The sequence below is a fragment of the Cupriavidus pauculus genome (genome assembly GCF_002858765.1).
GTDB classification, from domain to species: domain Bacteria; phylum Pseudomonadota; class Gammaproteobacteria; order Burkholderiales; family Burkholderiaceae; genus Cupriavidus; species Cupriavidus pauculus_B.
Map to the genome: position 1 here is coordinate 203,641 of NZ_PJRP01000001.1, position 26,843 is coordinate 230,483.

A 26,843-nucleotide genomic window follows, 5' to 3' on the forward strand; every position below is an offset into this window, starting at 1 on the left:
CGGGAGGGGACGCCATCTCCGGCCCCGCTTTTCCCCCTCCTCCCGCCTTCTTTCCCGAAAAACCACAGGCGTCGACGGCCTTTCAAGTCGAGTACTTGTCATATCCGCATCAAACGAGAATAATTCTCGTTTTCAACGGCGGCCAAAATAAATGACGACCAGAGGCTCGCCGGTCATACGTCAGCCAGCCTTTCGCCCCCCCGCTGTCCGGACGCTCGTTCCGGCGCGCCGAGCCAGCCAGCGTTTCGCATGCTTTAAAGGGGAAATCCAATGAAACGCTGTTTCCTGGCGCGTCGGGTGCGCGCCGCTGTCCGGTTCACGCCGGTTGCCGCCGTCTGCGCCACGCTTTGCACGCCACTGTGGGCCGTCGACGCGCCGCAGTTGAGTGAGGTGGTGGTCACCGCCACGCGTACCGAAGAACGCGCCGACGCCGTGGCCTCGACCATTACCGTCGAGGACGCGCGCAAGATCGGGCAGTCGATGCCGGTGGACGAGGCCGGCCTGTTCGCCGACGAGCCGGACATCGACGTGCCGCGCGATCGCCGCCGCTACGGTGCCGGCAGCATCAACATCCGGGGGATCGAAGACAACCGCGTGCTGCAGATGGTGGACGGCGTGCGCCTGCCCGACTTCTACAGCGGTGGCGGCCCGTCGAACATCTCCACATCCACGCGCGACGCGCCCGAGTTCTCGTTCCTGAAGCGCGTGGAAGTGCTGCGCGGACCGGCGTCGAGCCTGTATGGGTCCGATGCCATCGGCGGCGTGGTGTCGTACGCGACCAAGGACCCGCAGGACCTGATGCGCGGCAAGGCCGTGGGCGGCGAGGCGGGCCTGGGCTGGAACGGCATCGACAACGGATTCGGCCAGACGGTCGGCGTGGCGGGCGGCAACGACATGGTCCAGGGCCTGTTCATGTACGCGCACCGCACGGCGCACGAGATGCAGAACATGGGCGGTGACGGCTCGGTGTCCACCTCGCGTAGCGAGCCGAACCCGCAGGACGTGGAAACCAATGCCTATCTCGGCAAGATCGTGCTCAATGCCACGCCGCGCCAGCGCTTCAAGCTGACCTACGAACATCGCGACGCCAGCAGCACGACCGACATCCTGCGCCTGTCCCCGTCGCTGCCGCGCGTGACGTCGGCCAGCGGCACCGAAGACATGGAGCGCAATCGCGTATCGCTGGATTACGAATGGCGCCCGGAAAACGGTGTGCTCGACCGCCTGACCGCGGCCGTCTACTACCAGAAGAGCCAGACCGCCACCCTGACCAACCAGGTGCGCAGCCGTACCAGCGCGGGATGCTCGGGCACCACGGCCGGCACGAACCTGTGCAACGTGGCGCTGGGCTTCGGCTTTGCGCAGCAGCAGACCGGCTTCAACTTCCAGGCCGACAAGTCGTTCAGCACGGGCAACGTGGAACACCGTGTGATCGGCGGCGTCGACTTCATCCGCACCGAGTCTCAGGAGTATCGCGACGCCACTGTGGTCAACACCACCGCAGGCACCACCACGAAGTCGCTGGCCGGCGAGAACTTCCCGCTGCACGACTTCCCGAAGGGCGAGACGCGTCAGGTGGGGGTGTTCGTGCAGGACGAACTGCGCTTCCTGGGGGGCCGGGTCACCGTGACGCCGGGCCTGCGCTTCGACCATTATTCGCTGGGGCCCGACAACGACGCGCTGTACAACAGCGTGGCCGCCAGGCCGGCCATCAGCCAGAGCGACTCGAACCTGTCGCCGAAGCTGTCGGCGCTGTGGCAGGCCACCGAGCGCGTCAACGTGTGGGCGCAGTACGTGTTTGGCTATCGCGCGCCGAACTACCAGGAGATCAACGGCAGCTTCCGGAACCCGGTGCAGGGCTATGGCGCGGCGCCGAACGGCGACCTGAATGCGGAGAAGAGCCGCTCGCTGGAGGTGGGCGTGCGTTACACCGACGAAAACGTGCAGACCAGCGTGGCCGTGTTCGACAACCGGTACAAGGATTTCATCGAACAGGTGCAGTTGACCTGTCCGTCTGACCCCGCCTGCCTGCCGGGGCTGCGCGCCACCTACCAGTATCGCAACCAGGCGAAGGTACGCATCTACGGCGCCGAATGGCGCGGCGTGTGGCGCTTCCTGCCGCAGTGGCGTGTCGACGGCGCGGTGGCCTACGCGCACGGCACCAACGAGCAGACGGACCAGCCGCTGAACAGCGTGTCGCCGCTGCGTGCGTCGGCGGGCCTGACGTGGGAGCCGTCGGTGGGCGAAGGCCCCGGCGCGGCAGTGCGCTGGCGCGGCGCCAGGGCGGTGACGCGCACTGACGATTCGTCCTTTACGTACTTCAAGCCGGGCGGCTATGGCGTGGTCGACCTGCAGGCCTGGTGGCGCATCGGCAAGCGCGCCACGCTGACGCTGGCCGTCAACAACCTGTTCGACAAGAAGTACTGGCTGTGGGGCGATGTGCGCCAGACCGGCGTGTCCGCCACGGAGCCGGGACTGGATTTCTACACGCAGCCGGGTCGTACTGTCGCCGCTGCCGTGAAGGTCGCGTTTTGACGAGCCAGGAGGCATGATGTCCCCACAATCGAAAACGACAAGATGGTTGGCCGCGTGGCTTGGCGTACTGCTGCTGGCGCTGTCTGTGCAGACCGCCCTGGCCGCGCCGGCCATCCATATCCTGACCACATCGCCGGTGCCCGCCGGCAAGTTCGCGCCGCTGCGCGACATGGCGGCCCGGCAAGGCATGGCGCTGGAGGCGCGCTATATCGAAAAGCTCGCCGCTAAGGACCTCGATGCCTTTGCCACGCAGACAGACCTGCTGATCGTCGATGCGCCACGCGACCACATCGTTACGGCCATGCTTGCGCAGCTCGGGCCGCTGTGGACCCAGTCGAAAACGCCACGCCTGCTGCTGGCGACGGACCGCTTCGAGGCGCATGGCATCGATAACGCGCTCGCCACGCAGTTGCAGGCCTACTACGCCAACGGTGGCCGGGCGAACTTCGACGCGATGATGCGCACGCTGGCTGCCGATCACTTCCGCCTGCGTCACGATCCGTCGATTCCGCCACCCATGATCTTTCCGAAGGCCGCGTACTACCATCCGCGCCTGCCGAACGTGGTGACCGCGTCGGCCATCGAGGCGTTGCGCGCGTCGGGCGCCGAGGGCGCGCCCGTGGTTGGCGTGGCGATCCATCAGGCCTATGTGTCCGGGCTCGACAGCGCGTTCATCGACGACCTGGTGGCACGCATCGAGGCGCGCAACGCCCGTGCACTGGTGTTCTACGGGCCGGTCATGGACGCAGACGGCATCACACGCATGGCCGCGCCCGGCGGCAAGCGCATGGTCGACGTGCTGATCAACGGACAGATCATGCTGAACCCGCAGGGCCGCAAGGCAGAGTTCGAGGCGCTGGGCATCCCGGTGCTGCAGGTGATGCCGTATCGCAAGGGCGACGCGGCCGATTGGGCTGCCGACCCGCATGGCATCAGCCTGACCGATACGCCCTTCTATTTGGTGCAGCCCGAACTCGCGGGGGTGATCGATCCGATGCTGGCCGCCGCCACGGCCAAGGGCGATGGCGCCATCGTGAGCCTGCCTGCGCAGATCGACGCCGTGGCCAGCAAGGCCATTGCGCTGACCGCGCTGCAACGCAAGCCGAACGCCGACAAGCGCGTTGCCATCCTGTTCTACAACTATCCGGCCGGCGAGAAGAACCTGTCGGCGTCCTTCTTGAACCTGCCGAAGAGCCTGGCGGGCACGCTGGCCGCCTTGCAGGCGACGGGCTATCGCACCGAGGCTGCGGACGAAGCCACCCTGCAGCGAGACCTGGGCGCATTGCTGGCGCCGTTCTATCGCACCGATCGGCTGCAACCGCTGCTCGATGCCGGGTTGGCCGAATGGATGCCGATGTCACGCTATCGCGCCTGGTTCGATGCGCAGCCGGCCGATCTGCGCGCGGCGGTGACGGGACGGTGGGGCCAGCCGGAGCAATCGACGATGGCGACCACGCGCAACGGCGAGTCCGGTTTCTTGATCCCGCGCCTGCAGCTTGGCAATGTGGCGCTGATGCCGGTGCCACCGCGTGGCGAGCGCAGCGAATCGGACGAGAAGGCGCTCTATCACTCCACGAAGACGCCGCTGAACCATTTCTACATGGCCGCCTACCTGTGGGCGCGCCAGGACCGTGAGGCGCTGGTGCACTACGGCACGCACGGCACGCAGGAATGGACGCCCGGCAAGGAGCGCGCGCTGGCCACGACGGACCAGCCGTACCTGGTGCTGGGCGACGTACCGGTAATCTATCCGTACATCGTTGACGACGTGGGCGAGGCCATCCAGGCCAAGCGGCGCGGCCGCGCCGTCATCATCAGCCACCAGACGCCGCCGTTCCGGCCCGCCGGCCTGCACACCGACCTGACGCAGCTGCATGACCAGCTGCACGCCTATCTGGGGCAGGACGAAGGCGCGGTAAAAGACACGCTGGCGGCTGACATCCTGACGCGCAGCAAGTCGATGCACGTGTTCGAGGACATGGGCTGGACCGAGGCGCGTGCGCGGGCAGGTTTCGCGGCCTATCTGGACGCCCTGCACATCCGCCTGCACGAACTCGGTGGCACGCTGCAGCCGTATGGGCTGCACACGTTTGGGCAATCGCAGGACCAGGGGCTGCGCCTGTTCACGACCATGGCCATGCTGGGCAAGGATTGGCTCAAGCGCGTCTTCCCCGACGAGCCGGAGGAGCTGTTCGCGGTGGACTACGCGCAGCTGTCGCAGACCGCGCCGTACGCGATGGTGCGCCGCTACGTGGTCGACAATGCCCCGCTCGAATCGCTGGCCGACCCGAGGCAGCGCGAAGACATGCAGCGGGCGCGCAAGCTCTACGCCAGCCTTGACGCGAGCCCTGAGACTGAGGGCCTGCTCACGGCGCTGGCCGGGCGCCACGTGATGACGGGTACAGGCGGCGACCCGGTGCGCAACCCCGATGCCTTGCCGACGGGACGCAATCTCTATGGCTTCGATCCATCGAAGGTGCCGAGCCGCGAGGCGTGGAAGGCCGGCCAGGCTGCTGCCGAAGCGATGATCGCCGACTGGCGCAAACGCCATGGCCAGTATCCGAAGAAGCTGGCGTTTTCACTATGGAGCGTCGAGACGATGCGGCACCAGGGCATGCTCGAAGCCCAGGCAATGGCCGTGCTCGGCATCCGCCCGAAATGGGACGACGGCGGCCGCGTGGTGGGCGTGGAGTCGATGACGCCGAGCGAACTGGGCCGCCCGCGCGTGGACGCGGTGCTGTCCGCGACGGGCCTCTATCGCGACCACTTTCCGAACCTGATGAAGTGGCTGGCCGAGGCCGTGAAGCTGGCCGCCGCGCAGCCCGAGCCCGACAACGTGGTGGCCGTCAACACCCGCGACGTGCGTGCGCGGCTGGTGAAGCTGGGGGTGGCGCCGGATCGGGTGGACGACCTGGCGATCACTCGGATCTTTGCGAGCGAATCGGGCAACTACGGCACGGGCCTGAACGATGCGACGCTGGAGACCGACAGCTTCGGCAGTGGCAAGGCCGCGGATGCGAAGCTGGCCAACCTGTACCTGTCGCGCATGCAGTATGCCTACGGGCCCGATGCGCAGCACTGGGGCGAGAAGTTGCCGCAGGCCAACCTCTATGCCGAGAACCTGAAGGGCGTGGATGGTGCGTTGCTGGCGCGCAGCTCGAACCTGTACGGCATGCTGACCACCGACGACCCGTTCCAGTACCTGGGCGGCATCGGGCTGGCCGTGCGGCACCTGACCGGCAAGGCGCCCGAATTGCTGATCTCGAATCTGCGTGATGCGAACCAGGCCAAGACGGAGACGGCGGCGGCGTTCCTGGCCACGGAACTGCGCACGCGCTACTTCCATCCGGGCTGGATCGAAGGCATGAAGGCCGAGGGTTATAGCGGCGCGCTGAATATGCTCGACACCGTGAATAACTTCTGGGGCTGGACGGCGGTCTCGCCCGAGATCGTGCGCGACGACCAGTGGACGGAATTCGCCGAGGTGTATGTCAACGACAAGCACAAGCTCGGCCTGAACGCGTGGTTCGAGCGCCATGCGCCGCAGGCCCAGGCGCAGGTCATCGAGCGGATGCTGGAAGCGGCGCGCAAGGGCTACTGGCATGCCGATGCCGCGCTGCTGAAAACGCTGGCAAGGCGTTACGACGATCTGGCGCAGCGGCACGATGTCCGCAGCAACAATCGCCAGTTCAACGCCTATCGACAGGCCGTGGCGAACGACGCACCCGGGTACGGCACGGAGCCGTCGGCAGCACCCGCCCGGCCTAAGCCCATGCCGCCCAGCCCCAAGCCAGCCACGCAGGCAGCCGAGGCGGCAACATCGCCATCGGCCCCGTCGCAACCTCCGGCCCCCGCCCGGCCGCAACCGGTGCAGGGCATGAAGCTGGAGGCGCGCAAGCCACCTGCCGCTGCCATCGTGCCGGTGCTATCTTGGCTGGCCGGTGGCATCGCCCTGGCGGCAGCCATCGTCGGCGGCGCGATCAGCGCGCGGCGGCGATTGAGCGGCTGAGGAACTGGGGCGTCCAATTATATATTTACGTAAAGAATTTAGATGACTTACAAAAGTCATTGACCATTAATCATATAGATATACGACCTTGCTTGACCATGACCCCTACCCTGCTTGAAACCTTGATGTACGACGTTGGCCAGCTGTTCCTGTACCCGACGCTGGCGCTGATAGCGCTGCTGTTCCTCTATGCCTTCTGGGCACTTGGCGATTTTGCGATGCAGGCCTGGCTGCGCAGCCGCAACCCCGTCAGCTCGGGCCGTGGCTATCCGCTGGTGGCCTGGGCGCGCCGGCACAAGGTCAGCCACCCCGACGCGCTCGACGTGACCGCGCACAAGCTGCTGGAGCGCCCGCGCATTGCCACGCGCGTGGCGCCGATGCTGGGTCTGGTGGCGACGATGATCCCGATGGGCCCGGCCCTCAAGGGGCTGTCCGGCGGCAACCTGGCCAACGTGGGCGAAAACCTGACCATCGCGTTCTCGGCCGTGATCCTGGCGCTGATCGCGGCCAGCATCACGTTCTGGGTGGTCAATGTGCGTCGGCGCTGGCTGGCCGAGGAACTGGTCTGGCTGGGCCAGTCCCACCCGCAATGGGAGTCCGAGGCATGAAGTTTCTTGAGGAAAGCGAGGCCGACGATCCGATCCTGTCGGTCGTGAACCTGATCGACGTGTTCCTGGTGGTGATTGCCGCGCTGCTGGTGACCATCGCGCAGAACCCGCTCAATCCGTTCACGCACCAGGACGTGACGATCATCTCCAACCCGGGCAAGCCGAACATGGAAATCGTGTCGCGCCAGGGCGAGAAAATCGTGCGTTACCAGGCCAGCGGCCAGGTGGGGTCGGGCGACGGCATCAAGGCCGGCGTGGCCTATCGCATGAAGGACGGATCGATGGTCTACGTACCCGAGACGCCGGCCGCAGCGAACGGCGCCACCCAGGCACAAACGCAACCGGAGCCCGCAAGGCCATGATGCGCACACCCTTTGCCCTGCTTGCGATGGCGGCTGCCGTGGCGCTTGCCACGGGTTGCGCATCGACGGCCACCCCGCCCAACGCAACGCCGGCGGCGATCAGCCTGAAATTCACCGACAAGTCGTACGTGCTGCTGGGCGAAGTCCATGACAGCGCGCCCGCCCAGCAGCAGCGCCTGCAGGCGCTGACGCGTGCGGTGGAAGCGGGCTGGCGCCCGGCTATCGCGATGGAACAGTTCGACCGGGAGCGCCAGCCCGACATCGAGCGGGCACGGCGCGAACGGCCGCACGATGCCGACTATCTGATCGAACAGGCGGGCGGCGCCAAGAGCGGATGGGACTGGACGCTGTACAAGCCCGTGGTGGCGTTGGCGCTTCAGTACAACCTGCCGCTACGCGCGGCGAATCTGTCCCGGGCCGATGCGGCAAAGATTGTGCGCGGCGGCTATGGCGATGTCTTCGCCAACGACCAGCAGACCGCACTGGGGCTGGATGGGGCGTTGCCAGCCGATATCGTGACTGCGCAGACCGCCGCGCTCGACGCCGGCCACTGCGGCCATTTCCCGAAGGCGATGTTGCCGGGCATGCTGAACGCCCAGGCCGCCCGCGACGCTGTGATGGCGCAGACGTTGCGGCCGTATGCCAGCCGGGGTGCGGTGCTGATTGCCGGCAACGGCCATGTGCGGCGCGATATTGGCGTGCCACGCTGGCTGCCCGAACGCGATACGCGTGTACTCAGCGTCGGCTATATCGAGACGGACTCGCCCGACAAGGGCTTCGACGTCGTGGTGCGCGTGCCGGCCCAGGAGCGTGAGGACCCGTGCAAGGGAGCGGTGATGGGCAAGCCGATGAAACAGTAAGGCGTCCGGTTTTCTTGCGCGCCGCTTCCATGTCATGGGAGCGGCGCGCAAAAGCTCGCTACGCATCCATCAGCGCGAAACTCAGTTCCGCGCGCAACCCCCTGCCCTGCGTGGCATCGCGCAGCGTCACCGTGCCGCCGAACCTGGCCGCCATTTCGCGCGTGATCGCCAGCCCGAGCCCGGACCCTGGCTCGGTGTTTTCCACACGCCGGTAGAAGCGGGCGAACACCTTCTCGCGTTCGCTCTCCGGAATGCCGGGGCCATCGTCCTCGACCACCAGCAGCGCGCGGCCGTCACGCTGGGCGGCGGACAGCGTGATGCGGCTGCCGCGTCCCGAATACTGGATGGCGTTGTGTACCAGGTTGGCCAGCGCCTCGCGCAGCAGGGCCGCGTCCGCGCGTACCGGCAGCGTCAGTCCGGCGGGACGCTCCCATCCAAAATCCTGCTGTTTGCCGCGTGCCAGTGGCAGGTAATCCAGCGCAACCTGCTCGGCCACCGTCACGGCGTCGATGATGTCCGCTTCGTCGTCCTGTGCGGCGCCATCGCGCCCCGGCTGTCGCACGCGGGCCAGTGCCAGCAGCTGGTTCGTCAGGCGTGCGGCCTGCTCCAGTTGCGTAACGATGCCGCCTACGGCTTCGGCGGCGGCCTCGCGGGCCGGCTCGTCATGGCGCATCTGCAGCTGGCGCTGCGCGAATTCGGCCTGGGTCTTGAGAATGGCCAGCGGCGTGCGCAGCTGATGCGCGGCGTCGGCAATGAACTGCGTCTGCGATTGCGCCATGGCTTCCGAGCGCGATACGTGCAGGTTGACCGCATCGACCAGCGGCCGCACTTCCACGGGCACCACGTCGAAGGCCAGCGGCGCGAGATCGTCTGGCGAGCGTGCTCGGACATCGTCGCGTACCCGTTGCAGCGGCTTGAGCACGTAGGTGATGCCGCCGACCAGGATCACGGCCGACAGCACGATCAGCGCGATATCGCGCAGCAGCGCGCTGCGCCAGACGTTGCCGATCAGGGCGGCGCGCGGCTCGGCGGTTTCGGCCACCTGGATGATGACACGCATGTTGGCGTCGGGCCGGTAGATGGGCCGCGCCATCGTGGCGACGCGCACCGGATCGCCGTGGTAGACGGCGTCGTTGAAGCGCGGCACGTTGTTGACGAGCGCGCCCTTGGGCAGCGGCAGGTCGTCGTAGCCGGTCACGGTCTCGATGCGGGTGCCGCGCTCCATCGACACGCGATAGAACACATGGGTCTGCGCGGCCGTCTCGAACATCTCCATCGCCGCGTCGGGCAGCGTGAGCTGGACGCTTTCGCCGGCCATGCCGATGGCGTTATCGATGGTGCGGATCGAGCCGTATAGCGAGCGGTCGTAGGCCGTGTTGGCAGCATCGCGCAGGGTGCCGTAGGTGAACCAGGTGTCGACGGCCATCATCAGCGCCAGCGCCGGCACCAGCAGGATCAGCAGCTGGCGGCGCAGGCTGCCGCGCAGCCACAGGCGTACCGGCAGGCGTGCGCGCTGGCGCAGGTGGCGACGCCACATGTCAGGCTCCGGCCTTGGGCGGTTCCGTGGCTTCGGGTTCCAGCAGGTAGCCGAACCCGCGTAGCGTGACGATGGTCACGCCGTGGCCGGTCAGCTTCTTGCGCAGGCGGTAGACCAGCACTTCGATGGCGTCGGGGCTCACGTCGGCATCGAGCGAGAACACCTTGTCCAGCAGCTGCGCCTTGGTCAGCGGCTGGCCGCTACGGGCCAGCAGTGCGCCGAGCAGCGTCGATTCGCGCGGGGTCAGCGACAGCGGTCCGCCGCCCAGCGTAAAACTGCGCGTCTCGCCGTCGAACACCAGCGTGCCGCATTGCAGGCGCGGATGCGCGCGACCGCGGCTGCGGCGGATCAGGGCCAGGATGCGGGCTTCGAGTTCGGCAATGGCGAACGGCTTGGGCAGGTAGTCGTCGGCGCCCAGGTTCAGGCCGCGCACGCGTTCGTCGAGCGTGTCCTGTGCGGTCAGGATCAGCACCGGCGTGCGGTCGTCGCGGCCGCGCATGGTCTTGAGCACGGCTAGGCCATCCTTGCCGGGCAGGCGCAGGTCCAGCACCACGGCGTCGTATTCCTCGGCCATCAGGCGCGTGTCGGCCTGCAGGCCATCGGCGACATGCTCGATGACGAAGCCGCCCTGCTCCAGTGCGCGCGCCACCCAGCGGGCCAGTTCTACCTCGTCTTCCACCAGCAGGATGCGCATGCCGGACCTCCTCTGCCCGCTTTTTGTCGTGTCTCGCGGGCAGCCCGTGCGTGCCGCGGGCGCCTATAATACCCCCGCCCTGCCCGCAGGTGTCTGCTGGCTGCCATCCCATCGTCTGCACACCAACGTCGTCTCTTCCGTGCCGCCCCCGCCCATTGCATCCGCATCCCTGCCGGAACCGTCCTGCGTCACGCGCCGCCAGCTGCTGCTGGCAGGCGGGGCCATGGCCATGGGGTTGCCGGTGCTGGCCCAGCCTGTGCCGCGCGCGCCGGACGGTTATCCGGGCGATTACGCCGACGTCATTGCACGCGCGCAGCGCGAGGGCGGCGTCACGATCTACGCATCGACCGATCTGGAAGTGGTGCAGCCGCTGATCCGGGGCTTCGAGACGCGGTATCCCGGCGTGCACGTGCGCTACCAGGATCTCAACACGCTGGAGCTGCACGATCGCTTCCTGGCCGAGAGCGCGAGCATGGGGCCGGCCCCACCGAGCCGCGACGCCGCCTGCGCCGACGTGCTGTGGAGCACGGCCATGGACCTGCAGATCAAGCTCGTCAACGATGGCCATGCCCAGCGTTACGACTCGCCCGAACGCCCTGGCTTGCCCAGCTGGGCGGTGTGGCGCGACGAAGCCTGGGGTACCACGTTCGAGCCGGCCGTCATCGTCTACAACCGCAAGCATTTCGCGTCGGCACATGTGCCGGGCAGCCGCAGCGGCCTGGCGCGCCTGCTGCAGGAGCATGCGCCGCAGTGGCGCGGCAAGGTGGTGACGTACGACGTGGAGCGCTCGGGCGTGGGCTACCTGCTGGCGCAGCAGGACGCCCGCATGGGCAGTGAATTCTGGTACCTGGCGCAGGCGCTCGGGCGTGCCCAGGTGCAACTGTCGGCGTCCACGGCCGACATGGTCGAGCGTATTGCCAGTGGGGAACTGGTGCTGGGATACAACCTGCTGGGGTCGTACGCGCTGTCGCTGATGGAGCGCGGCGCCGGTATCGGCGTGATTGCGCCGCGCGACTACACGCTGGTGATGTCGCGCGTGGCGTTTATCGCGCGCCGTGCGCCGCGGCCCAATGCCGCCCGGCTATGGCTGGATTACCTGTTGTCGCGCGAGGGCCAGGCGCTGCTGGGGCAGTCCACGTCGCAGCTCTATACCATCCGCACCGATACCGACAGCGCGCATACGGCCAATGCCCTGGCCGAGCGGCTCGGCTACGCGCTCAAGCCGATCAGCGTGGGGCCCGGCCTGCTGGCCGCGCAGGACGCCTTGCGCAAGAAAGCCTTCCTCGCGCGCTGGCGCCAGGCGCTCAAGGGTTGAGTCGGGCTGGGTCGGATTGTGTCGGCTGAATCGACTGGATTGGCGGCCGGCTGAAGCCGGCGCCAGACGCTATTCGGCCACGACCTGCGGCTGGCGCTCGCACAGTGCCGCCATTTCCTGGTCCAGCGGCGCCATCGGGCGCGGCACATAGCCCACGCGCAATGCCGGCGACAGGCGCAGCGTGTCGATGAAGGTGTCCGCCAGGCGCTCGGCCTCGCGGCTCAGATCGAAATCGGTGGGGGAAAACAGCCAGTGGGCCAGCACGCCGCCGATCGCGGCGTGGAATGCCATCACGGCCAGATCGAGGTCCAGGTCCGCCGGCAACTGGTTGCGTTCCATGGCCAGGCGCAGGTGCTCGCGCATCTTGACCGTGCCGTCCTGGTGCGACGCCCGCTGGCGTTCAAAGATGGCGCCGTTGTCCTCCACCATCTCGCACTTGTGGAAGATGATCTCGAAGACGCGGCGCCACTGCGGATTGGTGACGGTCTGGCGGAACACGAACGCACAGATATCGCGGATGCCGCCGAGCGGGTCTTCCTGCAGCGCAAGCCGCTCGGGCGCGCACAGCGCTTCCACGGGCAGGTTCACGCGGTCGGCCATGGCGGCGAACACGTCGCTCTTGTTCTTGAAGTGCCAGTAGATCGCGCCGCGCGTGACGCCTGCCGCCTCGGCAATGTCGGCCAGCGACGGGCGTGCCACGCCACGGGCGTGAAACACGGCCTCCGCCGCATCCAGAATCCGGTTGCGCGTCTCGAGCGCTTCTTCCTTGGTACGTCTGACCATTTCCTCTTTGCCCGGGGCCAGTGGGCGGCCATCCGGGTCTCCTGATCCCTGGCGCACGTGCGCCGAAGGGCTTCTCTTCCAAAAATTGCTCAATCGCACCGGCGGCCGCATCGTACCTTGAATGGAACAATCGTGCTCACAGGCGCGGAACATTCCAATGCACACAACAGGTGCCATGTGTTGCGAACAGCGCTAAATTCGTAACCGGGACTTACATACATGCGCGAATGTATCTATACTACTCCCCTGTCCGGACTTCGGCCAAGCCGTTTTTTTGCCCGGTTGCGGTGACCAGTCACCCGCTCGCCTTGGGTCTGTTTGACTCAGGCATCACTTTTTAGCCGCCGCGCCCCGCCCCCGGGGCGCGCCTGCTTCCAGCTCCACGTTGGGGGCGTCGCGGCGGATCTCAAATTTTCATCATGGGGTTATCGATGAGGAAGTCCCAACGTATCCGTAGCGCAGCTGTCGCTGCCGCCGTCACTGCCGCTGCCCTGGCGCTGTCCGCCTGTGGCCAGAAGGCAGCCCAGGGCGGCGCGATGCCGCCGCCGGAAGTGGGTGTGGTCACCGTCACGCCGTCTGCCGTTGCCGTTGTCAATGAATTGCCGGGTCGTCTCGAAGGCGTACGCACGGCCGAAGTGCGTGCGCGCGTCGAAGGCATTGTCCTGTCGCGCAATTACACCGAAGGTGGCGAGGTCAAGGCCGGCCAGGTGCTGTTCCGCATCGATCCCGCCCCGTACCAGGCGCAGCTGGCCTCGGCCAAGGCGCAGCTGGAGCGCGCCGAAGCCAATGCGGTCTCCGCGCGCCAGAAGGCGGAGCGCTACAAGCCGCTGGTGGCCGTGAACGCGGTCAGCAAGCAGGAATATGACGAAGCCGTGGCCGCCGCTGGCCAGGCCAATGCCGACATCGCCGCCGCCAAGGCCGCCGTCACCACGGCCCAGATCAACCTGGGCTACACCACGGTGACGTCGCCGATCTCCGGCCGCGTGGGCCGGGCCCAGGTGACCGAAGGTGCGCTGGTCGGCAAGGGCGAAGCCACCAAGCTGACCACCGTCGAGCAGGTCGATCCGATCTGGGTGACCTTCACCCAGCCCGCTTCGGAAGTGGCGCGCCTGCGTGCCGCCATCGAGTCGGGCAAGGTCAAGGGCGTGAACGGCGGCGCCAAGGTGCATCTGTATCCGGAAGCCGGCGACAAGGAATACGCCGCCACGGGCAAGCTGCTGTTCTCGGACATGACCGTCGATCCGACGACCGGCGCCATCACACTGCGGGCCGAATTCCCGAACCCGAAGCGTGAACTGCTGTCGGGCACGTTCGTGCGCGTGAAGATCGAGCAGGGTGTCGACGAGAACGCGCTGACCGTGCCGCAACGCGCACTGATCCGCAGTGCCCAGGGCGCCAGCGTGCTGGTGGTGGGCACCGACGGCAACGTGGCCGCGCTGCCGGTCAAGGCGCCGCAGGCCATTGGCGACCGCTGGGTCGTGACCGAAGGCCTGAAGGGCGGTGAAAAGGTGATCGTGGAAGGCCTGCAGAAGGTGCGCCCGGGCGCACCGGCCAAGGCCGTGCCGTTCCAGGCCCCGAAGACCGCCGATGCTCCGGCATCGGCGCCGGCCGCCACCGCGCAGGGCGACAAGCCCGCCGCGGGCGGCAAGGACGCCAAGGCTGACGACAAGTCGGCCGCCAAGCAAGGCTGATCGGGCCTTCGACCAAAGCCATAAAAGGGAGCCAGTTTCATGGCGAAGTTTTTTATCGACCGGCCGGTGTTCGCGTGGGTACTCGCGTTGATCATCGTGCTGGGCGGTCTGTTGTCGATCGTGCAGCTTCCGATCGCGCAGTACCCCAATATCGCCCCGCCGATCATCACGGTGACCACCACCTACCCCGGTGCGTCGGCCAAGACGATCGAGGACTCGGTGATTACGCCGATCGAGCAGGAGCTCAACGGCGCACCCAACCTGCTCTACTACGAATCGCAAAGTGAATCGTCGGGGCTGGCCACGATCAACATCTCGTTCGCGCCGGGCTCGAACGCCGACCTGAACTCGGTGGAAGTGCAGAACCGCCTGAAGCGCGTGGAAGCGCGTCTGCCGGCGGAGGTGCGCCAACAGGGCGTGCGGGTCGACAAGGCCGGCAACAACTACATGATGTTCATCACGGTCTCGTCGAAGTCGGGTAAATCCGACGCGATCGAGCTCGGCAACTTCGTGTCGGCGCAGGTGGTGGATTCGATCCGCCGCGTGCCCGGCGTGGGTGCCGCCGACCTGTTCGGCACCGAGTACGCGATGCGGATCTGGCTCGATCCGGCCAAGCTGACGGGTTACAACCTGACGCCGCTGGATGTGACGGCCGCCGTGTCGGAGCAGAACATCCAGGTGGCCGTGGGCGAACTCGGCGGCACGCCGTCGCCGCGCGGCACCGAGCTTAACGCCACGGTCAGTACCGAAAGCCGGCTGACCACGCCCGAGCAGTTCGCCAACGTCCTGCTGCGCGTGAATCCGGACGGCTCGTCGGTGCGCATCAAGGACGTGGGCAGCGTTGAGCTGGGCGGCGCCGACTATTCGACGCTGGCACGCATCAACGGCAAGCCGGCATCGGCCATTGCCATCAAGCTGTCGCCCACGGGCAATGCGCTGGCCACGGCCACCGCCGTGCGCGCCAAGATGGAAGAGCTGCAGCGCTTCTTCCCGCCCGACTACGAGTTCAGCGTTCCCTACGACACGTCCGCGTTCGTGAAGATCTCGATCGAGGAAGTGGTCAAGACGCTGCTAGAAGCCGTGGTGCTGGTGTTCCTGGTGATGTACCTGTTCCTGCAGAACTTCCGGGCCACGCTGATCCCCACGCTGGTGGTGCCGGTGGCGCTGCTGGGTACGTTCGGCGCCATGCTGGCGTTCGGCTTCTCGATCAACGTGCTGACCATGTTCGGCATGGTGCTGGCCATCGGTATCCTGGTGGACGATGCCATCGTGGTGGTCGAGAACGTCGAGCGAATCATGAGCGAGGAAGGTCTCTCGCCACGCGAGGCGACCCGCAAGGCCATGGGCCAGATCACGGGCGCCATCGTCGGCATCACGCTGGTGCTGACCGCCGTGTTCATCCCGATGGCGTTCTTCTCGGGTTCGGTCGGCAACATCTACCGCCAGTTCTCGCTGTCGCTGATCTCGTCGATGGTGTTTTCGGCCATCCTGGCGCTGACGCTGACGCCGGCCCTGTGCGCGACGCTGCTCAAGCCGGTGGAGGCAGGCCATCACCACGAGCGCAAGGGCTTCTTCGGCTGGTTCAACCGGACGTTCGCCACGGCGTCGACCGGCTACCAGGGCATCGTGGCGCGCATCCTCAAGCGCTCGGGCCGCTACCTGATCGTCTACGCGGTGATCATCGCCGGCGTGGTGCTGCTGTTCCAGCGCCTGCCGTCGTCGTTCCTGCCTGACGAAGATCAGGGCTACATGATCACGGTCGTGCAACTGCCCACGGGCGCCACGCAAGAGCGCACGATCGGTGTGCTCAAGCAGATCGAGGACTACTACCTACAGAAAGAATCGAAGGTGGTGGACCAGATGATCACGGTGGCCGGCTTCTCGTTCTTCGGCCGTGGCCAGAACGGCGGTATCGCGTTCGTGCGCCTGAAGGACTGGAAGGAGCGTCCGGGTGCCGACCAGACCGCGCAGGCGCTGGTGGGCCGTGCGTTCGGCGCGCTGTCGTTCATCAAGGACGCGATCATCTTCCCGCTGAACCCGCCTGCCATTTCGGAGCTGGGCAACTCGTCGGGCTTTGACTTCCGCCTGCAGGACCGTACCGGCCAGGGCCACGCCAAGCTGATGGAAGCACGCAACATGATGCTCGGCATGGCGGCACAGTCGCCGGCCCTGGTGGGCGTGCGTCCGGAAGGCCAGGAAGACGCGCCGCAGCTGCGCATCGACATCGACCGCGAGAAGGCGCGTGCGCTGGGCGTGGCGGTGGCGGACATCAACCAGACGCTGTCGATCTCCTTCGGCTCCTCGTATGTGAATGACTTCATCTACGAAGGCCGCGTACGCCGCGTGATCGTGCAGGCGCAGGGGGCTGACCGCCTGCTGCCCGACGATCTTGGCAAGCTGCGCGTGCGCAACGCCAACGGCGACATGGTGGCGTTCTCGGCGTTCTCCACGTCGCAGTGGGTGATGGGTTCGCCGCGCCTGGAGCGCTACAACGGCATGCCGGCGGTGAAGCTGGCGGGTCAGGCCGCGCCGGGCAAGTCCACCGGCGAGGCGATGCGCGTGATGGAAGAGAACTTCGCCAAGCTGCCGCCGGGCTTCGGCTTCGAGTGGTCGGGCCAGTCGTATGAAGAACGCTTGGCCGGATCGCAGGAACCGATCCTCTACACGCTGTCGCTGGTCATCGTGTTCCTGTGTCTGGCCGCCCTCTACGAGAGCTGGTCGATCCCGGTGTCGGTGCTGCTGGTGGTGCCGCTGGGCGTGATCGGCGCACTGCTGGGCGTGACGCTGCGCGGCCTGCCCAACGACGTGTACTTCAAGGTGGGCCTGATCGCCACGATCGGCCTGTCGGCGAAGAACGCCATCCTGATCGTGGAATTCGCCAAGGACCTGCAGGCGCAGGGCCGTAGCCTGGTCGATGCCACGCTGGAAGCGGTGCACCTGCGGTTCCGCCCGATCCTGATGACGTCGATGGCGTTCATCCTGGGCGTGCTGCCGCTGGCCATCTCCACGGGTGCCGGCTCGGGCAGCCAGCGCGCCATCGGTACGGGCGTAATGGGCGGCATGATCACGGCAACGGTACTGGCCATCTTCCTGGTGCCGGTATTCTTTGTGGTGGTGCGCAGCCGGTTCAAGGGCAGCAAGGCACAGCACGAACGTGAGCAGGCGCGCCTGGAAAGCAGCCAGAAGGAAATCTGACAATGACCAAGACTTTGACCACATTGCTGCTGGTGGCCGGGGTGATGAGCGGCTGCACGCTGGCGCCGCACTATGACCGCCCCGCCGCCCCCGTGGCAGGCAGCTATCCGGCCGCGCCGGAAGGCTATGCCACGGCCGAGGTGAAGAGCGGCGAAACGCGCCGCGCCACCGATATTGGCTGGCGCGAGTTCTTCACCGATCCGCGTCTGCAAACGCTGATTGCCACGTCGTTGGAAAACAACCGCGACCTGCGCACGGCCGCGCTGCGGATCGAGGAAGCGCGTGCGCAGTACCAGATCCAGCGCGCCGACCTGCTGCCGACCGTGAACGGCAACGCGAGCTTCCAGCGCGGGCGTTTCTCGGGGACGACCTCGGGCGTCTCCCAGTCGTTCACCGGCAACATCTACCAGGTGGGCCTGTCGGTGACGCAGTGGGAGCTCGACTTCTTCGGCCGCGTACGCAGCCTGTCGAATGCGGCGCTGGCGCAGTACTTCTCCACCGAGGAGGCGCACCGCGCCGCCTATATCTCGCTGGTCTCGGAAGTCGCCAAGGCCTATCTGGCCGAACGCGCCGCCGCCGAACAGTACGACCTGGCACGCGAGACGCTGGAGGCGCGCCAAAGCACGTACGAGCTGTCGAAGAAGCGCTTCGATGCGGGCGCTACCTCGGCGCTGGACCTGCGCGACAACGAATCGCTGGTGGCCCAGGCCCGTGTCTCCGCCGCGCAGCTGGCGCGCCAGCGTGCGCAGGCGCAGAACGCGCTTGAAGTGCTGGTGGGCAAGCCCATCGCCGGGATTCCCAACCTGCCGGCGCCGATGCGCCTGTCTGACGAGCACATCATCAGCGATATTCCCGAGGGCCTGCCCTCGGAACTGCTGACGCAGCGTCCGGATATCCGCCAGGCCGAACAGGCGCTGCTGTCTGCCAACGCGAACATCGGGGCGGCCCGCGCGGCCTTCTTCCCGCGGATCACGATGACGGCCAGCGCCGGCAACATCAGCACGTCGTTCACCAACCTGTTCGATCACGGCGCCGGCGTGTGGTCGTTCTCGCCGCAACTGGTGCTGCCGATCTTCGACTACGGCCGCAACCTGTCGAACCTGGACCTGGCCAACGTGCGCAAGAACATCCAGGTCGCCAACTACGAGAAGACGATCCAGACCGCGTTTGCCGAAGTGGCCGATGCACTGGTGGCGCGCGGCACGCTCGAAGAGCAGGTGGCGGGCCAGGAGCAGCAACGCAATGCCGAAGCTGCGCGCTACGAGTTGTCGCGCCTGCGTTTCCGCAGCGGCGTGGCCAGCTACCTCGACGAACTCGATGCACAGCGCCAGCTGTTCTCGGCCGAGCAGGCACTGGTGCAGGCACGCCAGCTGCGTCTGACCAACGCGATCGATCTGTACCGCGCGCTGGGTGGTGGACTGAACGAAACCGGAACGGTGGCCCAGGCGGCGCCGCAACCGGCGGCGCAGACCACGCAGTAACGCATCCAGCCGGAAGCGGAAGAAAAAAAGGCGAGGCCGTGATGGCCTCGCCTTTTTTCTTGCCCGTGTGAAGCGCCGTTCAGAACTTGTACGTCGCCGCCAGGAAGAACACCAGCGGATTGGGTCGCAGCGTGGTCTTCGACGTCGACAGCACGGTGCCGTCCGAGGCCTTGATTGTCATCGTCGATTCCGATTTCAGCGGAATGTACGTCACGGCGCCGGTCACGCCCCAGTGCTCGTTGAAGTTGTACGTGCCGCCGATATTGAAGATCGGCGCCCACGACGACGAGGCATCGGCGCTGACCGAAGTCTGCCCGGGGATGCCGGCCCCAGCGGCCAGGATGGCGCCAAGGTTGTTGTTGACCGACTGGGCGAACGCCGGATTTACCTTCACATCGGTGAAGAAGTTGTATGACACGCCAACGCCGACGAACGGCCGGAACGTCACGCCCGGCGAGCGGAAGTGATACTGCACCATGGCCGCCGGGCTCCACTGTCGTGCCTGAGTGATGATCGGATTCAGCGACGGATCGCTCAGGCTCTGACGGCCCAGGGCACCGGCTGGTCCGGGCGGAATCAGCTCGCCGTGGCCGTAGATCTTGAAGGTCGGCGGAATGCCGCCCACGGCGGTGACGGCGATGTGGTCGGTCACGAAATGGCTGAACGTCAGGCCCAGCGTGTCCGAGTTCGACGACGACAGGCCGCTGCCCGGCGCCGAGAACGACGAGGGCAGGCCGAGCGGATAGTTGATCGGCACATCCACGACGTTGGTGGTCAGCGGCCCGCTGGTGCCGAACGTCTGGATATGGAACCAGCCGGCCGACACCACGTTGTCGCCCGCCTTCTGGGCGTGCGCGGGTGCGGCAAGGCACACGGCAAAGGCGCCCGCCACGGCAAGAAGGTGGTTCAGGGTGCGTCGTTCAATCTGCATCGTTTGTCTCCCCGGTTCTTGTTATTCGACGAACGCGCCGATCGTGAAGTACGGGCTGCCGTTGCGGGATTCCAGGAAACCGAACACGCCGCCCGTGAACATCAGCTTGCCGGTGATGCCGGGCGTGCCATCCTTGCGCGTGGTGGTGATCACGCCCGCGGTGGTTTGCGAGAAGTCGAGCTTCAGCGCGATGGCGCGCGTGGCGTCGGATGCGTTGAACGGGTCGAGCATGGCCGCGTCCGGGCCGACGAGTGCCGTGGTCTTGTAGTCGAAGTTGCTGTCCACGCCGACGTACTCGCCGTTGACGGCCCCCAGCGTGGCCGCCACGGTCGGTGCCATCATGCCGATGCCGATCTCGTCGTCGGCGCCCAGCGGCAGCTTGTCGGCGCTGGCGTAGCCCACGCGGATCATCACCGGCACCAGTTGTCCGCGCAGCTTGCCGACAATCAGATACGCGCGCCCCATCACATTGCCCAGCGTCGGCGCCTGTTCGCCTTCATAGTTGGTCGACAGCAGCGTGCCGTTCGATTGCGCCGCGAACTTGTTGCCCTTCTGCTTGCAGGTGCCGCCCACCTTGTTGTCGCAGACCGTGAACGATCCGTCGGCGGCCAGCGACATCTTGTAGTCCTGCGCCACTTGGGCGAAGTTCTTCGACGGGATCTCGTGGAAGCCCGAGCCGTTGTAGAGGCCGGCGATCTTGCCCAGGTCGGTCTCGGTCTGCGCGAAGCCGATGAACTGGAAGTACGGGAACGTGGTGTCGGGCACCGCGCCCGCGCCCAGCAGGCCGTTGAACTGGATGCGGGCGCCCGGAATGGTGCCGCCCATCACACCCTCGCCCAGGAACAGCTTGGCGGGCCGCGACGGATCCAGACTGGCACCCTGCAGCACAAAGGCACACTGGTTCAGCTTTTGCGTCGGCAGCCCGGTTTCCTGGGCCAGCGTGCCGGTCATCACGTTCTGGCCATTGGTGGGATCGGAACGCGTCGGCGACACGGTGCCAGTGGTGCGTGGCACGGACGAATCGAGGAATGTCACCGCCCATGTCTTCTGCGTGGTGTCGATCTGCACCTTGACCAGTTCGCCGGAGCCTGTGCCGCCGATGTACGGCGTCGCGTAGTCGACCGATGCGGGGCACAGGCGGGGCGTGACCGCAGCGGGCGTGCTGCTGCCGCCACCGTCGCCCCCACCGCCGCCGCAGGCGGCCAGCAAGGCGGTGGTGACAAGCGCCAGCGCCAGGCGCGGTACCCAGGTCCGCTGCGTGGGGGCGCCGGCGGTGTGCGGCGGAAGCGATTGCGGTAGCTGCATGATGGTGTCTCCTTGGTACTTTCTTATGTATGAGGCAGGGTTCTGGATGCGCGGCGCCCGCTAGCGGTTGGCCACGGCGCTGACGCGGAAGATCGGATCGGAGGCGTCGCCGAACAGGTGGGCGTACACGGGGCCGGTGGTAATCAGCGAGCCAGTCTTGCCGCTGTTGTCGACGGTGTTCACCACGCCGGGCCGCGTGGCCTGCGTGAGATCCATCTGGAAGCCGCCAATCGGCGTGAGCGACGGGTCTTGCGGATCGAGCCAGGCGCCGACGTTGTCGTGCAGCGACGACGCCACGTACTTGAAGTCGCTACCGGAACCGATGTAGCCGCCCTTGAGTGCGGCGGCGCTGGTGGCGGTGGTTGACGACAGCAAGGCGATGCCCGATTCGTCGTCGACAATCAGCCTGAAGTTGGCCGGATCGACCAGGTCGATGTTGACATCCGCAAAGCCCACGCGCACCAGCAGCGGTACCTGCTTGCCTTCGAGCTTGCCGACGATCAGCACGCCCTTGGCCTGGCTGGTGTTGTCCTGTAGCAGGGCGCCCTTGTAGAAGAACGGGTACGGCGTGGTCTTGTTGGCGTTGCCGCTTTCAAACGCGCCGTCGGCGCCCGCGCGCAGTTGCCACGGCTGGCCGGTGGTCTTGCAGGCGCCCGACGCTACGGAACAGGTGCCGTCCGCATTGAGTGTCTCCACGGCGTTCGCGGTGGCGGGTGCGTAGTTGGTGCCGAACAGCTCGCCGCCGGACGGCACCAGGTGATAGCCCAGCACGTTGTAGCTGCCCGCCACCTTGGTGAAGTCGGTCTCGGTTTCTGCGAAGGCCAGGACGGGGTAGACGGGGAACGTCCGCAGCGGAATCGCGCCGAGGTCGCCCAGAATGGGATCTCGGAACGCGATGCTGGCGCCGGGGATGCCGCCACCAGCCACGCCATTGCCGACGAAGAGGATCGGCGGGTTGGCCGGGTCGATGATGGCCTGCGACTTGCCGTCCGATGCCGTCACCGTCTTCAGCTCGTAGGCGCAGTTGTTTTGCGCTTCGGTGGGCAGTGGCTTGCTTGGATGGGTCATTGTGCCGGTCAGCGTCACGCCGGCGCGCGTCGGGGACACCGTGTTGACTTCCTTCGGCACCGCCGATTCCAGGATCTGGATCCTGTACGTGCCCTTGGTGTTGTCGAGCTGGATCTTCACGAATTCGCCCGCGCCCGATCCGCCGGTGTACGTGGTGTTGTAGTCCAGCACGCTCGGGCAGATGGCGGCCACGGGCTGGTTGACCGTGGGGCCCGACGCCGTGCACGTTCCATTGGTGGCGCATTGCTGCGCGGCGGCTTGCGGCGTGGTGCCGCCGGGGTCTCCGTCGCCACCGCCACAGGCGGACAGCGCGATCGTCAGGCTTACCCCAGCCAAGGCAAAAGTGGTGCGTCGAAAGTTCGACTGTTTCATGGTGGTCTCCTCGTTCTTATGACGGGCGCACCGGCACTGGCCGAGGTGTCGCACGGTGGTCGGAATCTCGCGTTTCAAGCGCCTGGGCGCAATAGAGCGCTCGTTCCAAACATTGGCGCCGCGCCGTCTGCCGTTGTCCGCCAAGCGCCTCGCGCCCCTGTTCAAACCGTGTGCGCAGCGCGATGTGCGCACATTCAAACGGGGGTGGCGCCTGGCGGCGGCTGTGTCAGAACTTGTATTCGATGTTGTCGGGGTCGAATGCCGAGGCATCGAACGTCTTCTTCACGGCCTTCTCGAAGACGATTTTCTCGACCATGTTGCCGTCGGTGTCCCATGCCGTTTCCACGCGTGGCCACGGATGCTTGAGGTCAAACATCAGCTGCACTTTCTTGGCGTAGTACCTGGGCGCGCCTTCGGGCAGGTCCCATGTCAGGGCCACCATGCGCGTGCCCTGCTCCTGCACGATCTCGGCGCGCGTGTACTTCTCGGACAGGCCCGCGGCGCGCAGCGTCCTGGCGTCGCGCTCCAGCATCGACAGCACGAACTGGAAGCCCAGGTCGCGCACGGTATGGTTCGATTGCGATTTTGCCAGCGTGCCGTCGATGGCGGTCCAGATCGACGTGAAGCCCATGATGCCGCCCAGGTGGCCGTACATCTCTTCCTTGCGCCGCGTTTCGTCGTAGATGATTTCCTGACCGGCCTGCACGCCGTTGGGCAGCCACCTGGCGTATAGCTGGCGGGGCAGATGGCGGTAGCGGATCATCATGCGCGCGGGCTTGTCCTGCCACTGGCCGTTGAGGCGCTCCTGGCGGGCCATCCAGTATTCGTATTCGGGGTAGCGGTTGATTTCCTGCCGCGCCCACGTCAGCAGTGCTTCGGGCTGCAGAGCATCGAACACGGCCGTCACCTGCGCATCGGACATCGACGCCAACTCGCCGCTGGCCATCTGCCTGGCGAACAGCGCGGTCTGTTGCGACGTGGGCAGGCCATCGTAGGGGGTTAGCGCGCGAGTGGACTGCGCGGCCGGCGCGCCCTGGGCGTGGGCTTCAAAAAGGCTGCCGGGCGGCGTGGCCAGGAAACCGAGGATGCTGCCGAACGCGGCAATCACGAACATCTGCTTCATTGCGAGTCTCCAGTGTGTTTTGCTTTTCTTCAGGCAAGACGGAGCCCTTCCGGCCGTGTGGGGCACGGCAGGTTGGATGCGCACCGGAACCGCGGCGCGCAGCGGGTCACGCCTCGCGGTTGGCGTGGCGGATCGACAGGTCGGTGATGAAGGCGACGGTTACCGTCGCGGCTCGCCGCAGCGCGCGTCGCGGTCCCGGTGGAGACCGCGACGGTGTGCCGCTATGTCCGGGGGCGGGTACGCATCCAGTCGTCGAGCGGATTGCTGGGGAAGGTGGCGCAATGCTCGCGGCGCACCGCCATGCTGGCGGTCGGCGGACGCGGCGCGGTTTCACTGCGCGCGGCCCGCGCGCTGCGCCGCGCACGGCCCATTGCCGCGGCGGTGGCGGCAGCAAGGTCCTGGGCTTCGCTTTCGGCCGTGGCGGCCGTCGCCGCAATGGTGGCCTGTTCGTCGGCGTGCTGGGCTTCGCCGATCTCGAAGACTTGCTGCAGGGCGCCAAGCTCCTGCACCGCCGGCGACGGCGCCTTGAGGGCGGCCACCACCATCGATGTCAGTTGCGCCAGCACCTGCGCATCGCTCATCCGCTTGCCTTGCGTGAACGCCGGCATCAGGTTGCCGAGTTCGTCGCCGGCCAGCACGCCTGCCAGCGCCTTGAGGGCGAAGTGCAGGCGCCAGCCCAGTTCCTGCCGTGGCACATCGGGCAGCGCGCGCGCAAACGCCTCGAAGAAGCGTCCGAACACGGGTGCGTAATGCCCCATCAGCCAGGACTGGATGAATGGCGAGGTATCGGAATACACGCGCCCAAGCAGGCGCAGGAATGACGGGCCGCCGATGTCGGGCTCGCGTGCCATCTGCAGCGCGGGCACGAACAAGGCCCCCATCACGTGTTCGCAGCGGATGGTGTTGCCGGGCCAGCGTACCTCGCAGGCATCCAGCAATGCAAGCCGCCGCGTGTTGAGCGGATCCAGCCGGCGGCTTAGCACCGACTGCATCATGATTTCCTTGCTACGGAAGTGATAGTTGACGGCGGCCAGATTGACGATCGCTCGGGACGTTACCTGTCTGAGCGAAGTCGCTTCATAGCCAACCTCAATGAACAACTTCTCGGTCGCATCGAGGATGCGAGCCTTGGTATCTCCTGCCGTGGTTTTCCCGGTCTTCATGGGGGCGTCTCTCGCTGAAATACCGCTGTGGACCCCTGCAAAAAAAACTACAAATCCACAACCGTCCGCTCCTTGCTCTAATGGCATACGGATGCTTCAAACGGTTGTAGGGAGCCTATCCAGCGCTCCGAGCGTTTCACAAGACCATTTTTCGAGGACCTGCTCTAAATTGCAAGCCCCTGCCAGGCACCGCGCTGCCTGGCAGGAATCCGGTCACGCCATGATGGTCTTGCGCAACGCTGAGGCATTCTGCGCCGTCAATGCGAACACTGACAACTGGGGATTGGCACCAATGCTTGTCGGAAATGCTGAACCATCGAACACGTACAGATTCTGCAGATGATGGTGGCGCCCCGCGCTGTTCACCACACCTCGCGCAGGGTCTTCGCTCATCGCGCAGCCGCCCATCAGGTGGGCGCTGAACAGCAGCACGCGGAATGTCTTGAGCGGTAGCTGCCCGATGGCCTCGCGCGCCTGCGCCCATGTCGTGTAGTAATTGCCATCGAGATGGGCCGGCCGCACGCGAAGGGCGCCGGCTGCGAACTGCGACTCGGCCATGCTCAGGTACGCGCGCCGGACGCCATCCCATACGTAGTCGCTCACTTCGTAGTCGAGGATCGGGCTACCGTCGTCTGCAATTTTTACGCGTCCGCCCGGGCTGTCGGGCACGAAGCCATCGCGCAACAGGGCCAGCATTGCGTTGGTATGCGGCAACGCGGTCATCTCGCGTTGCAGCGCCTGTCCCATGCCATTGAACACACCGGCGCTGATGCCCGGGAACATCGGTGGCACTTCCAGCTTGTACCCCATCGGGCCCGTTGCGCCGTCGCGCCACTGGAAATGGTCAGAGGCCACCGATTGCGGAGCGCCATAATAAGGATCAATTTTCTCCGGCATTTCTGCGATATTTAAATTCACCGGATGAATAAATGTACGCTGGCCGATCCGGTCGTGCGGATCGGGAACGCGCGAGCGCAGCAGTAGCGCCGGCGTGTTGATGGCCCCGCCGGCGGCGATCACGTACCGGGCCCGCACACTGACGCTGACGCCGGTCGGGGTGTAGCCGTCCTGGCCCAGGGCATCGCCGGTCAGGCCGCGTACCACCCTGCCGTCATGGTCGATGGTGCGCACGCGCAGCCGATGCACCAGCGTGGCGCCGCGCGCCAGCGCGTTCGGAATCGTCGACACCAGCATCGACTGCTTGGCGTTGACGGGGCAGCCCAGCCCGCAATAGCCGGAATTCCAGCAGCCCTTCACGTTGCGCGGAATCACGTGCCATTCCCAGCCAAGCCTTTCGCAACCACGCCGCAGCACCGCGTTGTTCGGATTCGGATCCATCGCCCAGGGCGCCATGCCCAGCCGTTCCTCGATCTGCGCGAACCACGGCGCCATGTCGGCCTGGCTGTGTCCGGTAACCGCGTGTTCGGCAGCCCAGTGCGCCAGCGTCTGCGGCGGCGTGCGGAAGCTGGACGACCAGTTCACCGTGGTGCTGCCGCCCACGGCACGGCCCTGCAGGATCGAGATCGCGCCATCGGACGTGACACGCGCGGCGGCCTCCTGGTAAAGCTCGCGGTAGGCGCGCGCTTCGTCCATGTCCCGGAAGCTGTCGGACGTATGCAGCCCGCCTTCTTCCAGCAGCAGCACGGTCAGCCCGGCGTCGCTGAGCACCTCGGCGGCGATGCCGCCGCCCGCGCCGGAGCCGACGATGGCGACATCGGCTTCGAGCGTGCGGGGCGTGGTGAACGTGGCGGCGTCGAGCACCTTCCAGCCGGACGCGATGCCGGCGCCGTAGATATCGTTGATCGGCATGG

General features: G+C 66.4%; 18 protein-coding genes. 9 read left to right on the forward strand and 9 right to left on the reverse strand.

Annotated features, from left to right (window positions below; genetic code table 11):
* The first annotated feature begins 270 nt into the window (after positions 1-270).
* The 5 genes from CYJ10_RS00905 to CYJ10_RS00925 all read left to right on the forward strand — a co-directional run bounded on the left by CYJ10_RS00905 (position 271) and on the right by CYJ10_RS00925 (position 8,374).
* Positions 271-2,535, forward strand: a complete 2,265-nt coding sequence (locus CYJ10_RS00905) for a TonB-dependent hemoglobin/transferrin/lactoferrin family receptor (protein ID WP_101679704.1) — start codon at positions 271-273, stop codon at positions 2,533-2,535.
* Positions 2,536-2,548: 13 nt separating this feature from the next.
* Positions 2,549-6,544 (forward strand): cobaltochelatase subunit CobN, encoded by a 3,996-nt coding sequence (gene cobN / locus CYJ10_RS00910; RefSeq protein WP_257991896.1) that lies wholly within the window; start codon positions 2,549-2,551, stop codon positions 6,542-6,544.
* Positions 6,545-6,642: 98 nt separating this feature from the next.
* Entirely contained in the window at positions 6,643-7,152 is a 510-nt protein-coding gene (locus CYJ10_RS00915; RefSeq protein WP_101679705.1) for a MotA/TolQ/ExbB proton channel family protein, read from the forward strand.
* Positions 7,149-7,514, forward strand: a complete 366-nt coding sequence (locus CYJ10_RS00920; protein ID WP_101679706.1) for a DUF2149 domain-containing protein — start codon at positions 7,149-7,151, stop codon at positions 7,512-7,514. The genes CYJ10_RS00915 and CYJ10_RS00920 overlap by 4 nt, the downstream gene beginning before the upstream one ends.
* On the forward strand, positions 7,511-8,374 hold the full coding sequence (locus CYJ10_RS00925; RefSeq protein ID WP_257991899.1) for a ChaN family lipoprotein: 864 nt from the start codon (positions 7,511-7,513) through the stop codon (positions 8,372-8,374). The genes CYJ10_RS00920 and CYJ10_RS00925 overlap by 4 nt, the downstream gene beginning before the upstream one ends.
* A gap of 58 nt (positions 8,375-8,432) precedes the next feature.
* Here the strand turns inward: CYJ10_RS00925 and CYJ10_RS00930 are convergent, their stop codons facing one another.
* Both CYJ10_RS00930 and CYJ10_RS00935 read right to left on the reverse strand, forming a co-directional pair.
* The gene (locus CYJ10_RS00930; RefSeq protein WP_101679707.1) at positions 8,433-9,911 is read right to left on the reverse strand and encodes a sensor histidine kinase; all 1,479 of its coding nucleotides are present in this window, start codon (positions 9,909-9,911) and stop codon (positions 8,433-8,435) included.
* Between the two features lies 1 nt (position 9,912).
* Positions 9,913-10,605, reverse strand: a complete 693-nt coding sequence (locus CYJ10_RS00935) for a response regulator (protein WP_101679708.1) — start codon at positions 10,603-10,605, stop codon at positions 9,913-9,915.
* A gap of 223 nt (positions 10,606-10,828) precedes the next feature.
* On the opposite strand from CYJ10_RS00935, the gene CYJ10_RS00940 reads away from it, so the two are divergent.
* Positions 10,829-11,920 (forward strand): ABC transporter substrate-binding protein, encoded by a 1,092-nt coding sequence (locus CYJ10_RS00940; protein ID WP_180862839.1) that lies wholly within the window; start codon positions 10,829-10,831, stop codon positions 11,918-11,920.
* Between the two features lie 69 nt (positions 11,921-11,989).
* Here CYJ10_RS00940 and CYJ10_RS00945 read toward each other — a convergent pair whose 3' ends face one another.
* Positions 11,990-12,703: a TetR family transcriptional regulator gene (locus CYJ10_RS00945; RefSeq protein WP_101679709.1), complete on the reverse strand. Its 714-nt coding sequence runs from the start codon at positions 12,701-12,703 to the stop codon at positions 11,990-11,992.
* A gap of 431 nt (positions 12,704-13,134) precedes the next feature.
* Between CYJ10_RS00945 and CYJ10_RS00950 the strand changes: the two genes are divergently transcribed.
* The 3 genes from CYJ10_RS00950 to CYJ10_RS00960 are packed head-to-tail and all read left to right on the forward strand — an operon-like array spanning position 13,135 to position 19,070.
* Entirely contained in the window at positions 13,135-14,394 is a 1,260-nt protein-coding gene (locus CYJ10_RS00950; RefSeq protein ID WP_101679710.1) for an efflux RND transporter periplasmic adaptor subunit, read from the forward strand.
* A gap of 39 nt (positions 14,395-14,433) precedes the next feature.
* Positions 14,434-17,589 carry an efflux RND transporter permease subunit gene (locus tag CYJ10_RS00955; RefSeq protein ID WP_101679711.1) on the forward strand — a complete coding sequence of 1,052 codons (3,156 nt, stop codon included), beginning with the start codon at positions 14,434-14,436 and terminating at the stop codon, positions 17,587-17,589.
* Between the two features lie 2 nt (positions 17,590-17,591).
* Positions 17,592-19,070, forward strand: a complete 1,479-nt coding sequence (locus CYJ10_RS00960) for an efflux transporter outer membrane subunit (RefSeq protein ID WP_101679712.1) — start codon at positions 17,592-17,594, stop codon at positions 19,068-19,070.
* Between the two features lie 79 nt (positions 19,071-19,149).
* Here CYJ10_RS00960 and CYJ10_RS00965 read toward each other — a convergent pair whose 3' ends face one another.
* The 6 genes from CYJ10_RS00965 to CYJ10_RS00990 all read right to left on the reverse strand — a co-directional run bounded on the left by CYJ10_RS00965 (position 19,150) and on the right by CYJ10_RS00990 (position 26,841).
* Positions 19,150-20,001, reverse strand: a complete 852-nt coding sequence (locus CYJ10_RS00965; protein WP_101679713.1) for an OmpW/AlkL family protein — start codon at positions 19,999-20,001, stop codon at positions 19,150-19,152.
* 21 nt (positions 20,002-20,022) lie between these two features.
* Complete coding sequence (locus CYJ10_RS00970; RefSeq protein WP_101679714.1) at positions 20,023-21,306, reverse strand: DUF2957 domain-containing protein; 1,284 nt, start codon at positions 21,304-21,306, stop codon at positions 20,023-20,025.
* A 60-nt stretch (positions 21,307-21,366) separates the two neighbouring features.
* Positions 21,367-22,746 (reverse strand): DUF2957 domain-containing protein, encoded by a 1,380-nt coding sequence (locus CYJ10_RS00975; RefSeq protein WP_101679715.1) that lies wholly within the window; start codon positions 22,744-22,746, stop codon positions 21,367-21,369.
* Between the two features lie 226 nt (positions 22,747-22,972).
* On the reverse strand, positions 22,973-23,869 hold the full coding sequence (locus CYJ10_RS00980; RefSeq protein WP_101679716.1) for a DUF1571 domain-containing protein: 897 nt from the start codon (positions 23,867-23,869) through the stop codon (positions 22,973-22,975).
* 221 nt (positions 23,870-24,090) lie between these two features.
* Positions 24,091-25,032, reverse strand: a complete 942-nt coding sequence (locus tag CYJ10_RS00985; protein WP_101679717.1) for a TetR/AcrR family transcriptional regulator — start codon at positions 25,030-25,032, stop codon at positions 24,091-24,093.
* A 213-nt stretch (positions 25,033-25,245) separates the two neighbouring features.
* Entirely contained in the window at positions 25,246-26,841 is a 1,596-nt protein-coding gene (locus CYJ10_RS00990; RefSeq protein WP_101679718.1) for a GMC family oxidoreductase, read from the reverse strand.
* Between the last annotated feature and the right edge of the window lie 2 nt (positions 26,842-26,843).